A 12,275-nucleotide genomic window follows, 5' to 3' on the forward strand; every position below is an offset into this window, starting at 1 on the left:
GGATCAGCCGGCCGGACGTCGGAGCACAAGATCGGAGGTGAAGACCTGCTCCCCCTGCTGTGTGCCGCGCACGTGGACGCGGAGTTCCTCGGCCGTCTCGGCGCGTTCGACGTGGGCCTCTATCCAGCATGGGACATCGAGCTCGGCGTAGCGGATGAAGTTGCTTTCGAGGCCGACGAGGAGAGCGTCGGGCTGCCGGGTCGCGGCGCGGGCGGCCTGTCGGGCGGCCTCGATCAACAGCATGCCGGGGGCATGGTCGACCGGGTGGTCGAAGAAGATCGCGTGGTCGGTGTCGACGCGGAGTTCCCAGTGGTTCTCGCGGGCGGACGCCGAAGGGGCGAGCACGACGTGCCGCCGGTCCGTGTGACCCACGTCGGCCGGGTCGACCGGTGCGGGTAGCGCGCGGCCCGTCGTGGTGGGGCGCTCGCCGCGCAGTCGTCTGTGGACGGCCGGGCTGGTGCAACTGAACCGGGCACCGCCGGTTGCCACGGGGAGTCCGTCGCGCCGGACGGTGACGTCGTAGCTCATGCCCGAGATGGATCCGCCTCGACGGACGATGTCGTGGCACGTGGTGTGCAGTCCGACATCGGTCGGGGTGGAGCTGGTGGCGAATGCGGCGGGGGTGGCGTCGAAGTACATGTCCCACATCAGGAACTGATGGCCGAACGGGACTCCGTACTCGGTATGGGCCAGCAGTGTTCCGGCCTGACGGACCGACTCGATCAGGAGCGTGGGGTCCTGGTGACCGTGGGCCGGGGCGAAGAGCGCGTGGCTCCGGGGCCACTGCGCTCGGACCACGAAGGCGTCGGACGCGTCGGCTGCCCCGGCCGAGGCCTCCGTGTCTGTGTCCCAGCCGGTGAGGAGCACTTCCGCCACGGAGGCCCGGTGAACGTATCCGCACGGCACCGTGGTGGTGAGCAACGGGCTCGGCACCGGGGTGCTGTCGATACGGGGAACTTGGGCCGAAGTCAGCATGCGTGGCTTCCTGTCTGCTTGTGGGCAGGGGCAAGCCAGACAGCGCATCCGGGCCCCCGAACCGATTGAACGCGTGCAGCTGAGAGGCTAGACCAACCTTGCCTGTTTCAAGGTAAAGGCTTCTCTAAAACATATAAGGGCGCTTGGTTCACGCTCGGCTCACGCTGCGGTTGCCGTCGCGTCCTGCGCCCGCTCGAAGGTATCCGCAAGTTTTCGTCAGACGGAAGCGGGTGACAAGTCCGCTTTTCAGTGCTTACTTCATGGTTTTTTCACGGCCCGAACGGTCAAACCCGATAGCGGACCGCTCGGTCGGGAGTGCGTTGACAAGCCGACAACCCTGCCTGCTAACGTGCATCGTAGTGAGCGGTGTTCGATGCGGCGCGCTTCAGGGGGAGCAGATGAATCGTCAGGTCGTGGGTTCCGTCAGACCACGCGTGGAGCCCTGTGATCCGCAGCTGGCCGTCGTGCCGCTCCACGGCTTTCCACCCACGGAGGAGTCGGCCCTGACGGGAGCCGACGACCAGAACGGGGTGCAGGTTCTCGTCGTCGAGAACGAGAAACGGGCAGCGGACGCCCTGGTGCAGGCGCTGCGGAGGCATGGATATCTGGCCAGGAGCGTGGATACCGGCGCCATGGCACTGCAGGCACTTCAAGGCATCGACATGGTTCTCCTCGGCCTCGACCTGCCCGATCTCGACGGGCTCGAGGTGTGCCGCCGGATTCGGGCGGCCAGCGATGTCCCCATCATCACCGTGACCGCGCGCGGAGCCGAACTCGACCGCGTGCTCGGCCTGCAGGCCGGATCGGACGACTACGTCGTCAGGCCCTACGGCTTCCGGGAGTTGCTCGCCCGGATGGAGGCCGTGCTGCGCAGGGTCCGTCCCCAGCGCCATGCGGCGCAGGTCATCACGTACGGGCCGTTGCGCATCGACCCGGGGACCCGCGAGACCCTGCTGGACGGTAAGCGGGTGGAGCTGACGCCCAAGGAGTTCGACCTGCTTCATCTGCTGGCGTCCCAGCCCGGTGTCACTCTGTCCCGGCGTGAACTGATGAGTCAGGTGTGGGACGACGACTGGTCGCACGGGCGCACCATCGATACTCACGTCAGCACGCTCCGCAGCAAACTCGGCTCGAGCAGCTGGATCGTCACCGTGCGGGGGGTGGGCTTCCACCTGGGGCGTCCGTGACTCAAAGCAGCTCAGTCGCGATCCGGGCTCGTGCCGTCCCGCGGCGCATGCAGTACGCGCACACGAATACAATGCAGACAGGTTTGTTTGGTTTCGAGCGGGCGAGTACGAAGCGAGGACTGGAATGGCGCAACAGGAACGAGGCATCAGGTCGAGACGATCAATCCTGGAGGCCGCCGCTGACGTGTTCGGGGAGCGGGGGTACGACGCGGCGAGCACGAACGAGATACTCGCGCGAGCGGGTCTCACCCGGGGCGCTCTGTACCACCACTTCCCCTCGAAGGAGGCGATTGCCGCAGCGCTGGTGGAGGCGCAGCGTGAGGCTCTGGTGGTACCGGACCGGACGCTGAAGCTGCAGGCGGTCATCGACCTCACGTCGGCTTTCGCGCGCCGACTGCAGTACGACACGGTGCTGCGGGCCAGCGTCCGGCTGACGGTCGAGCAGTCGTCCTTCTCATGTTCGGCGCAGGCGCCCTACAACGTGTCGGTCACGCTGATCGAAGGCCTGTTGAAGCAGGCCGGCGAGCAGGGCGAACTGCTGCCGGGGACGGATACGTTGGAGGTCGCATCGACCATCATCGGGTCGTTCACCGGCTTGCAGGTGATGTCCCAGGCCTACAGCAACCGGCAGGACCTGCTCGATCGGATATCCGCACTGTGGCGGCTCATCCTGCCGGGACTCGTCACTCCGGGGCTGCTCCCGCGCCTGCGCACGACCGCCCTGCCCGAGGCCGATGAGCCCGCGGGCAGGGCGTCCGAGGACGGGGGAACGGCTTCGGTGTGACGGAGGGGGTAGGCGTCGAGCCGGCCTGGAGCACCAAGCGATAGAGGCCCCAGGCCTGCGTATTCCAGCGGGAACGGTGTCAGGCGAGGTCGACGCTGCCGATGCTCTGTCCGATCTCCTCGATGAGCCGCGTGATGCGTTCCTCGTCCCGCCGGTAGTGGGTCCACTTCCCGACGCGCGTCGAGCGGACGAGGCCGGCGCGTTCGAGTACGGCCATGTAGGCGGAGACGGTGGACTGGGCGAGTCCCGCTTTGGCCTGGATGTGGCTGACGCACACACCGACCGTGCGTGGGTCCGTGATGTCTTTGTTCACCGGGAAGTTTTCTTCCGGGTCGCGCAACCACTGAAGTATCTGGAGCCGCACCGGGTTGGCGAGTGCCTTGAGCGGTTCGAGCAGGGGCGCGACGTCGGCCGTCGTGGGCATGTCGTGTGTCGTCATGGGCCTTCCGGGGGCGGGCGTGGAGCCGATTCCGATTCATCGACGATAACCGATACGTTGCGCCGCCGGGGGCCGCCGGCGGCGCGGATCCGTCAGCGGACTCGTCTTGACATCTCATATCGATGTTCTGCGATACTTCGATCTGTTCACGTTCGGCAAGGCGCGGTCCCGGACCGCATGCCACTGCAACGGAGGGATTTCACATGCCTATCGGGCTCATTGCCCTGGCACTGGGGGGCTTCGGTATCGGCCTCACCGAGTTCGGGATCGTCGGCCTGCTGCCCGAGGTGGCAGGCGACTTCGATGTCTCTGAAGCAGTCGCCGGGTACCTGGTCTCCGGCTACGCGCTGAGCGTCGCCATCGGTGCCGTCGGCCTGACCGCGGCGGTCGCCCGTCTCGACCGCAAGAAGGTCCTGGTCGGCCTGATGGTGCTCTTCATCGGGGGCAACCTGATCTCCGCCATCGCCCCGACCTACTCACTGCTCATGGTCGGCCGGATCGTCGCGGCGCTGTGCCACGGAGCGTTCTTCGGAGTCGGCGCGGTCGTCGCCTCCGACATGGTCGCCGAGAACAAGAAGGGCAGCGCCATCGCGCTGATGTTCGGCGGTCTGACCGCCGCCAACGTCCTCGGCGTGCCGCTGGGCACCTTCCTCGGCCAGCAGTTCGGCTGGCGCTCCACCTTCTGGGCCATCACGGTCATCGGTGTCATCGCGCTGATCGGCATCCAGGTCCTGGTCCCGCGGGCCGGCACGGACGGCCAGGCGAGCCTGCGCAGCGAACTCGCCGTCTTCCGCCGCGGGCAGGTCTGGGTCTCCCTCGCGCTCAGCATTCTCGCCTTCGGTGGCGTCATCGGCGGCTACACGTACATCGCCTTCACGCTCACCGAGGTGTCCGGGTTCGCCACCAGCACCGTGCCGTGGCTGCTGGTTCTGTTCGGTGTGGGGACGTTCATCGGCAACTTCTTCGGCGGCAAGGCCGCCGACAAGTCCCTGAACGCCGCACTCATCGGCATCCTGGGCGCCCTCGCCGTCGTCATGAGCCTCTTCGCCCTCACGGCGGAGAGCAAGATCGCGACCGTCGTCGCGCTGCTGCTGATGGGCACGATCGGCCTCGCTGCGTCGCCCGGTCTGATGGTGCGCATCATGAAGTACGCCGAGGACGCGCCTACCATGGCCTCCGGCGCCAACGTGGCGGCCTTCAATGTCGGCAACGCGCTCGGCGCTTGGATCGGCGGCCTCACCATCGCCGCCGGGTACGGGTTCGTCTCCCCGCTCTGGGTCGGCGCCGGCCTCGCCCTGGCCGGACTCGTCGTCGTCTTGACGGGTTCTCTGGGTGGCCGTTCCACCGCCTCCAACGCTGTTTCGACAGGCGCTGCGCCGCGGGTGGAGCGGGCCGAAGTCGGCGTTCAGTAGGCGCACGACCGCACAGCTCAGGGGCGCGACCGTATAGCTCCGAAAAATTCAAGCAGCAGGGCCGAGGGACCTTATGGGCTCCTCGGCCCTGCTCTTTTTGAGTTTCATTCCGGATAGTGCGCCAAGGGAGCGAAAAAGGAGTTGACGCTGGTCGTCGCAAGCCCGCCACCAGTAGTGTTGACACTTCTCTAACCTTTCTTAACGGTCTCTTGAAAGCTTCCAGATTTTTCCTTCAGATCCGTGACAGACCCTGAATTGTGTTTCATTGAGGCGGGTCAAGCGGTCGGGCAGTATTGCTTTCACAGCCCGATGGAAAACGTCGGGCGCGTTCCCGATGAGTTTTCTCGGGAATGTCATTTTCCGCGCCCAAAGGCGAGCGCGTGAAGCACCTCGTCGGTAAAACGTAGGTGCCTTCTTCTCCGCACATCCCAACCCGAGAAGGTGACGCACGTGCCCCGCTCCACCTCCCAGGCCACCCCGCCCCTGGCCGGCAGCGACCGGCCCGCACTCGTCGAAGAGGTCCTCAGCACCAAGGACCGCACACGCATCGCCGGGTTCTTTCCCGGCCTGGGAAGCCGGGCCGCCTACCAGAACCTCGGCCGTTCCCTCCTCGACTCCGAGGTCCCCGAGGTCGCCCGTATCTACCAGGACGCCGCCCGCGCCCTCGGCTTCCCCGGCCGGCCCGATCTGCTGCTCACCGCGCCCGAGAATCTCCCCGAGGGGAAGATGGAGCGGCAGGGCTATGTCGGAGCAGCCCTGCTGGTGCACAGCCTTGCCCTTGACGCCTACCTGCGGGACCAGGCGGACAGGAACGGGACGCCCGTCAGCTTCATCGCGTACACCGGCGAGAGCTTCGGTATCCTGACGGCCGCGGTGGCGAGCGGCTCCCTGTCGGTCTTCGACGGTGTCAAGATCGCCCAGGCGTTCACGCCGCTGATGCTCCTCGCCGCCGGCGCCCGGAGCACCGACGAGGCGTTCGCCCGGAGGATCGCCTGCTACCTCCCCGGCTCGGTCCGCCGCACACCGTTGATACCGGAGCCGTCCCACGTGGTCGCGGTGAAGGCGCGGGACGCGGAAGCCCTCGCGGCAGCCCTGGACGCCCTGCGCGTGGCGTACCCGCTCGCGGATGTCGAGGTGCACAAGACCTATGCGCCGACGCAGGCGAACATCTACGTCCGCTCCGGCGTCAAGGCTGAGTTCGACCGGTTCGTCGCCGCCTTCCCGCACGTGACCACCGAGAACCTGAAGGACCCGACCGTCTTCCTGGCGCACTCCGCGCGGATGCGGCCCGCCCGCCAGGCCCTGGAACAGTTCCTCGACCGCAACCAGGTCGGGTTCGCCGAGCCCCGTATCCCGGTGGTGTCGAACCACACCGCGTCACTGCTCACCACCGCGGCCGACGTCCGCCAGGGCATTCTGGCCATGACCGACCAGGTCATGACGTCCCAGGACACCTGCACCGTTCTGAGCGGCCTCGACGTGGACATGATTCTGGAGCTCGGTCCTGGCAACAAGTCCGTTCAGCTGCTGAAGGACAACAACGTCGCCACCCCCGTCATGGCCTGCACGGGCCGCGAGGACACCCAGCGGTTCCTGCGCGCGGTCACCGTGGTGGACGGACTGATGGCCCAGCTGGAGAAGCTGCATGCCGCCGGGGAGCGGCCGGAGAACGGGCTCCGCCTGGAGAACGGGCACTACGACTCCCTGCGCGACCTGTTCCGCCTCGCCGCGGAGAGCGACTTCTGCGACGAGTACTTCTCTCACATGTTCGGGCGCGTCATCACCGCGGAGATGCTGTGCCCCGGTCGGGAGGGATCGCCCGCGTTCTACCGGTTCCTCGAGGTCTTCCAGCACACGCGGAACCACCGGCAGCTCATCGCCGTCGACCGGGGTGAACTGGTCACCAGGGCGCGGCTGAAGAAGAGGATCATCAGCGATGACCCCGCGCTGCTCGGCAAGGCGTATGTCGAACTCAGCGTCATCGACCACGCGGGCGACGCCGAGACGCGGACGAGCGACACCGACCGCCCGGAAGTGGTGGTCGTCCACTTCGACGGGCTCACCAACCTGGACGAGGACCGTCTCGTCCGCAGGACCCAGACGCTCCTCGAGACCGAGCCGGAAGCGCTCCAGCGGTACCAGCAGATGCTCGAAGACCTGCGCGTCGACGACGCCAGCTCCCGGGTGGACCACCGCGTCGTCTATCCGTACCTGCTGTTCCACACTCTCGCCCGGCACCGGCCCGTGCTGTTCGCGCAGAGCGACCACTACCTGGAAGGCGGCGACACAGCGGGCTGGCTGACCGCTCTGGCCGTCTCCGGCGCGGTCTCCCTCGCCGACGTGATGGCCCTGCGCACGGCGAGCCCGCGGGAAGAGGCCGTGGAGCGGTTCCTGGACAGGATCGCCGGGGCCGAACTTCCCGTGATCTCGCCCGAGGGCGTGCCGATCCAGTCCAGGAAGGACCTGCGGGACGCCAGCAGCGCCGTACTGCGGGGGAGCGCCCTCAGCACCGAGGTGCGGCGGATCCACCTCAACGGCAACTGTCAGATCATCGCCCTCGGTTCGGACCTGGACGCCGCCGCCGTCGACGCGGGACCGTGCCACAGGCACGTCGTCCGCGTCACGGATCCGGCCGAGGCCCGGCAGAAGGGGCCCAACCCCGCGCTGGACGAGTTCGAGTACTCCTGCGTCCTGGCCCTGACCCATGAGAACGAATGCGTCCTGGACAACGCGCAGAGCCGCAGGCTCCTCCCCAGCACGGTCTGCGCCTACGTCAACATCGACGAGTCGATCGTCAGCTTCGGCAAGGGTGGCAGCGAGTCCATGACGATCTTCGTCAGGAAGGAGGGCGAGGAGCACATCACCGTCCGGAAGATCCTGAGCGAAGCCCTGACGACCGCGCGGTGGGACCCGGACGGGGCCGGTGTGATGCTGCCGCCGTTCGTGAAGGCCAAGAGGCAGGCCGAGTTCCTGCAGGGCCTGCCCGAATCGGTACGCGGCTACTTCCCCGAGGTCTACACCGTCCTGGAGCGGGACGTCCCCGTCCCGCCCCATCTTCGCCACGACGGCCGTACGGTCGACAAGGAGGTCATCTACGAGATGAGCTACGTGGCGGGAGACGAAGTCAGCCGCTTCGTCGAGAAGCAGGTACCGCCGCCGGCCGTGGTCGCCCGCCTCTACGAACTCATCATCCGCGTGCTGAACGAGGACGTGCACGGCGTGGGCCGTGTCCCGGCGCCGGGCGAGACGCTGGACATCTCCTACTTCAGGAAGATCGAGGACCGCCTGGACCTGTGCCGCCGCACAGCGCCCCGTACCTTCGACGCGCATCTTCTCGACACCGAGCGGATCGTCATCAACGGCGTCTCCTACCTCAACTCCTCGGCCCTGCTGAAGCGGTTCCGGGAAGCGCCCGAGTATCTCGCGATCCTCGAACCGGCCTTCCATTCGCTCGTCATGGGCGACACGAACACCGAGAACGTCAAGGTCACCGACGTCGAGCCGCTGCTGCACGCCCAGCGAGTCATCGAATCGGGCGCCCCGCGGGAGGAGATCACCGCGGCACTGGAAGCCATCACTCCCCTCTCGTTGGGGATCAAGTTCCTCGATCCGCGGGCCATCGGGTTCAAGGGCGAGGGCAAGGACGTCCGTGACGATCCGATGTACGACAACAAGCCCTGGCACAACTCCATCGGCCACTACGACGAGATCCACTGCGAGCAGTTCACGATGACCGTCGACACCGGTGAGGGGAAGACCCCCAGCGTGGACATCGCGTTCCTGGACGGCAATCCGTACCAGCGGGCGTACCGGGTGCGCGACGTGGTGGCAGGCGGCGGCACGGTCGACACCGAGGCGCCCGACGGCATGGAAGACCACTTCGCGTCCGTGATGACCGCCGCGCTCCGGTTGGACGACCCCGAGTCGGCCTACCTGCGGGACGACCCGTATTGGCTGATCCGGTTCGTGTTCACGATGGGGCAGCACTTCACCGCCATGCCGCCTTTCCACTTCCAGATGGAGCTGGACGGCACGGTCATGGACACCTACCAGACCCAGCGCCGCCCGGTGGCGATCTACTGCGAAGGCATCAAGTGGCTCAACTGGGCCCTCCAGATGCTGGACGGTTCGAGGCGCGAGTTCCTGGGCCTTGAGGTGCCCCCTGTGCCCCGCTAGTCGGCCCCCGTCAGCCGGATCCGTCAGCCGGATCCGTCAGTCAGCACTACAGAAGGCTCTTCACATGACATCCGCTTCGTTCCCTGTCCCGGTGGACGGCCTGCGTCACCTGTCCAACGAGACCCGCATCCTCGCCACCCCCTGGAGTCGCATGGTGCGCGGCATCGGCCTGGGCCAGTACCCCATCGCGTACGACCCCGAGGGGGCCGCGCGGATCCGGCACACCTTCGATCTACTCGCCGCGAAGGGAGTCGAGCGCAACGCCTACACCCGGTTCTCCCGGCTGCTCGCCGACCTCGTGCTCGACATCGTGGACCCCGGCGCTCTGCGCCGCCCGGTCGTCGAACAGGACATCGGCCCGATCCTGGACGCCGTCCGTGCCGAGGAGAACCCGTACTTCCGGCTCATGGCCGGCTGCATCCTGATGGACGCCTTCGCCAAGCTGGGCCTGCACAGGTCGTTGCTGGTCAACGCCGAGACGGACTTCCCCGGCGAGATGCTGGCCGTCGTCGACACGATCGAGCCAGACCGGATCAAGGACGAAAACGCCGGACGGCACGGCCACTACGAGAAGCTGTCCGCCTGGTCCGCGGTCTTCCTCGCCCTGGGACAACTGGGCCTCAAGGACCGGCTCGTGGCCGGGCGGCGCAACCACATCCGCGAAGCGCTCGGCCTGCTGGAGAAGATCCCGGCCCCGTTCTTCCGCGGGCGCGGCGGCGCCACGCTTCTCTCGGTCATCTCGCTGCTCGGGTACGAGCGCTACATACACGGCGAGGGCCGGGACCACCTCAAGGAACTCCTCGACTACCTCGACCGCGCGGACGAGTTGGGCAACCACCCGGCGTTCCCGCAGCCCATGTCGGAGAGCTTCACGAAGATCTATCCGCTCCTGACCACGCTGAACGCCATCGCCATGAGCGGACGGCCGCAGGAGTACCTGACCCATGGCCGGGACCGGCTGGCGGAGGCGAAGGAACTGCTGGGCCGCATCACTCCCGTCGAGCGCACCCACATGGGCCTCTACTACCTCATCGCCCTGCACAACCTCGGCCGGCTCGACGCCGACACACCGGAGTTGACAGCACTGGTCGAGGACGTCGTCGGCCAGTGGACGGACATCGACCCCGGAGCGAACTACTTCCTCAACGGGATCTCCTACGCCTACATCATCCAGACCGCCATGCTCAGCGGCCGCATGGACCTGATCAGCGGCGAGAGCCTCGACCGGGTCGTGGACAGCTTCCCCGACCTGGACCGTACGGACGACGACCGGATCAACCGTCCCTACCCGTTCGCCTACACGCTCAACGTACTGGCAGAGGTGGGTGCCTCCCACCTTCTGTTCGAGCCCAGGGACGCCTACGACGGCGCCACCCCCGTCGCCTGGGTCATCGACCGGCTCTCCGAGGGAGGCCGCGAGGAGCACCGGCTCTACATGCTGAACCATGCCCTCGTCAGCTTCGCCCTCCGGATGCGGGGGCCGCAGCACGGAGAGACCCCCCTGTTCAAGGACTTCGGCTTCCCCGCGGGCGTGCCTCGCTGAGGCGCCCGCTCCCCTTCCCCTCGTACCGCTCGCCCAGAGCGCCACGTGAGAAGCCCCGCCCAAGGCAGGGCACGTGGCACGCGAGGAGAGCGCCGGCCTGGGCGGGCTGCTGACGCGGGCCGCGGCGGAGATCCCGAAGTGGTGCCCATCCGCAATGACCCGCAGCGCTGGGCGGCGCAGTTGGACCACGTGCACACCCTGCCCGAGGGGCCGCTCGCGGTGACCGACAGTCGGACACGTGAGGAACTCCCCGCGGTCCAGGGCGACACCGGAGACGGTGCCGGCCGATCCGGTGCACTTCCTCCGTCTGATCGATGCCCACCGTGTGACGATGACGTTCACCCCCAACTTCCTGCTGGGGCTGATCAACCAAGCCCTCGATCAGCTGCCGCCCCCCTGCCCCTCGACCTGTCCTGCTCCGCCGTCTGCGGTTCCACGCCGGCCGTACCCGCGGACGGCCGCCTCGCCGTCAGGCGGTCGTGGCGACGCCGATGCCGATGGCGATGAACAGCCAGCCGGTGGTCAGCTCCCAGCGGTGGCGGATCTTCGGGCGGGCGAGGAGGGCACCCAGCCGGGCGGCGACGGTGACGAGGGCGAACCAGTAGACGATGCCGATGAGGACGTCGAGGATGCCGAGGAAGAAGATCTGCCGCGTCATCGAGCCGCCGCCGTCGACGAACTGGGGCAGGATGCTGAGGAAGAACAGTGCCGCCTTGGGGTTGAGCACGTTGGTGAGAGACCCCTGGGCGAAGCCGGCCCGCCAACGGTGCGGTTCCGGCTCGCCCTGGAGCGAGGGGGGCGAGTGTGGACTGTCCCGGGGATCGGCGGCCGTCTCCCGACCGTGAGACCGCTCGCGGGCGGTCCGCCGGGCCGTCAGGACCGCCCGCACACCCAGGTAGACCAGGTAGGCGGCGCCCAGGAGCTTGATGGCGTCGTAGACCATGGGGGAGCGGGCGGCGATCACCGACAGGCCGGCCGCGGCGGCGACCATGTGCACGCACAGACCGGCCTGCGCGCCGAGTGCCGCAGCCCGTCCTTTCGCCGGGTGCTCGGCCGCCGCCCTCACCACCACGAGGAAGTCCGGTCCGGGGACCACGTACGCCACCAGGACGACGCCGAGGAAGCCGACGAGGTCGACCGACATCCGCTCTCCGTTCATCGGGTCCGTCGGCCGGTGCGCCGCCGGGGAAGTTGCTCCGGGAGCCGAAGCGCCCGGGCCTGTCAGGCTGGACGGTCGAAGCGCGGGCCCGGGCCAGACCCCCGGGCGCGCGGGGCGGGGCGTCCGCACCGGTGGGCGGTCCGGGTGAGGGCGGTGAGGGCGGTGAGGGCGGCGCCCACCCGCTCGCCCCGGGCGGTGGGGACGAACGCCGGGTTGTGGCCGCGGAAGGTGCCGTTGTGCTCGCCGGGCTTCCACACGTCGTACTCGGGGCGCATCAGCGTCAGGACCATGGGCGTCCCGTACCCGCTGGGGGGCGTGGGCAGGCAGACGACGTCGGGGACGATCCCGGATCACTGGGAAGGAGAAGAACGGCACCGTGCGCCCGCAGCCCGCCTGGATGTCATCCACGATCGGCGGTGTGCCGTGCTCCCGGGCCCAGGGCCCGGGGAACGGGAAGCGGTGGTCCGGGCCGCGCGGCGCGAGGACCAGCTCCTGACGCGGAAGGCTGAGAGAGACTGCGCCTTTCAGTCCGCCCGAGCGGGGCGTGGTGCGTGCGGCTGCAAGGCGGAGGAGGGCGGCAGGGCGGAGCCCTGGCAATCG

8 protein-coding genes and 1 pseudogene are annotated in these 12,275 nt (G+C 68.0%); 5 read left to right on the top strand and 4 right to left on the bottom strand.

Annotated features, from left to right (window positions below; all coding sequences use genetic code 11):
• Nucleotides 1–3: 3 nt before the first annotated feature.
• The gene (locus ACFW48_RS13390; RefSeq protein ID WP_386313751.1) at nucleotides 4–975 is read right to left on the bottom strand and encodes a ScbA/BarX family gamma-butyrolactone biosynthesis protein; all 972 of its coding nucleotides are present in this window, start codon (nucleotides 973–975) and stop codon (nucleotides 4–6) included.
• A gap of 530 nt (nucleotides 976–1,505) precedes the next feature.
• On the opposite strand from ACFW48_RS13390, the gene ACFW48_RS13395 reads away from it, so the two are divergent.
• Both ACFW48_RS13395 and ACFW48_RS13400 read left to right on the top strand, forming a co-directional pair.
• The gene (locus ACFW48_RS13395; RefSeq protein ID WP_386313754.1) at nucleotides 1,506–2,162 is read left to right on the top strand and encodes a response regulator transcription factor; all 657 of its coding nucleotides are present in this window, start codon (nucleotides 1,506–1,508) and stop codon (nucleotides 2,160–2,162) included.
• Between the two features lie 124 nt (nucleotides 2,163–2,286).
• A complete protein-coding gene (locus ACFW48_RS13400) occupies nucleotides 2,287–2,946 on the top strand; it encodes a ScbR family autoregulator-binding transcription factor (protein ID WP_386313757.1) in 660 nt (219 codons plus the stop codon).
• A 79-nt stretch (nucleotides 2,947–3,025) separates the two neighbouring features.
• Here ACFW48_RS13400 and ACFW48_RS13405 read toward each other — a convergent pair whose 3' ends face one another.
• Nucleotides 3,026–3,385, bottom strand: a complete 360-nt coding sequence (locus tag ACFW48_RS13405) for an ArsR/SmtB family transcription factor (protein WP_386313758.1) — start codon at nucleotides 3,383–3,385, stop codon at nucleotides 3,026–3,028.
• A 203-nt stretch (nucleotides 3,386–3,588) separates the two neighbouring features.
• On the opposite strand from ACFW48_RS13405, the gene ACFW48_RS13410 reads away from it, so the two are divergent.
• From ACFW48_RS13410 to ACFW48_RS13420, 3 genes are all read left to right on the top strand, one after another.
• Nucleotides 3,589–4,797: an MFS transporter gene (locus tag ACFW48_RS13410; protein WP_386313761.1), complete on the top strand. Its 1,209-nt coding sequence runs from the start codon at nucleotides 3,589–3,591 to the stop codon at nucleotides 4,795–4,797.
• A gap of 450 nt (nucleotides 4,798–5,247) precedes the next feature.
• Nucleotides 5,248–8,973, top strand: a complete 3,726-nt coding sequence (locus ACFW48_RS13415; protein ID WP_386313764.1) for an ACP S-malonyltransferase — start codon at nucleotides 5,248–5,250, stop codon at nucleotides 8,971–8,973.
• A 64-nt stretch (nucleotides 8,974–9,037) separates the two neighbouring features.
• A complete protein-coding gene (locus ACFW48_RS13420; RefSeq protein ID WP_386313767.1) occupies nucleotides 9,038–10,516 on the top strand; it encodes a hypothetical protein in 1,479 nt (492 codons plus the stop codon).
• 469 nt (nucleotides 10,517–10,985) lie between these two features.
• Here the strand turns inward: ACFW48_RS13420 and ACFW48_RS13425 are convergent, their stop codons facing one another.
• Together ACFW48_RS13425 and ACFW48_RS13430 are read right to left on the bottom strand one after the other, a co-directional pair.
• On the bottom strand, nucleotides 10,986–11,660 hold the full coding sequence (locus ACFW48_RS13425) for a LysE family translocator (RefSeq protein ID WP_386313770.1): 675 nt from the start codon (nucleotides 11,658–11,660) through the stop codon (nucleotides 10,986–10,988).
• A 155-nt stretch (nucleotides 11,661–11,815) separates the two neighbouring features.
• Nucleotides 11,816–12,086: pseudogene (locus ACFW48_RS13430) on the bottom strand (diaminobutyrate--2-oxoglutarate transaminase); the annotation flags it as partial.
• Nucleotides 12,087–12,275: the final 189 nt, after the last annotated feature.

It is taken from the genome of Streptomyces sp. NPDC058812, assembly GCF_042744565.1.
Lineage (GTDB): Bacteria > Actinomycetota > Actinomycetes > Streptomycetales > Streptomycetaceae > Streptomyces > Streptomyces thinghirensis.

Bases quoted from the DNA above. Each gene is read 5' to 3' on its own strand.
- ACFW48_RS13390 (WP_386313751.1), bottom strand. From the start codon at position 975: ATGCTGACTTCGGCCCAAGTTCCCCGTATCGACAGCACCCCGGTGCCG.
- ACFW48_RS13400 (WP_386313757.1), top strand. From the start codon at position 2,287: ATGGCGCAACAGGAACGAGGCATCAGGTCGAGACGATCAATCCTGGAG.
- ACFW48_RS13405 (WP_386313758.1), bottom strand. From the start codon at position 3,385: ATGACGACACACGACATGCCCACGACGGCCGACGTCGCGCCCCTGCTC.
- ACFW48_RS13410 (WP_386313761.1), top strand. From the start codon at position 3,589: ATGCCTATCGGGCTCATTGCCCTGGCACTGGGGGGCTTCGGTATCGGC.
- ACFW48_RS13420 (WP_386313767.1), top strand. From the start codon at position 9,038: ATGACATCCGCTTCGTTCCCTGTCCCGGTGGACGGCCTGCGTCACCTG.
- ACFW48_RS13425 (WP_386313770.1), bottom strand. From the start codon at position 11,660: ATGTCGGTCGACCTCGTCGGCTTCCTCGGCGTCGTCCTGGTGGCGTAC.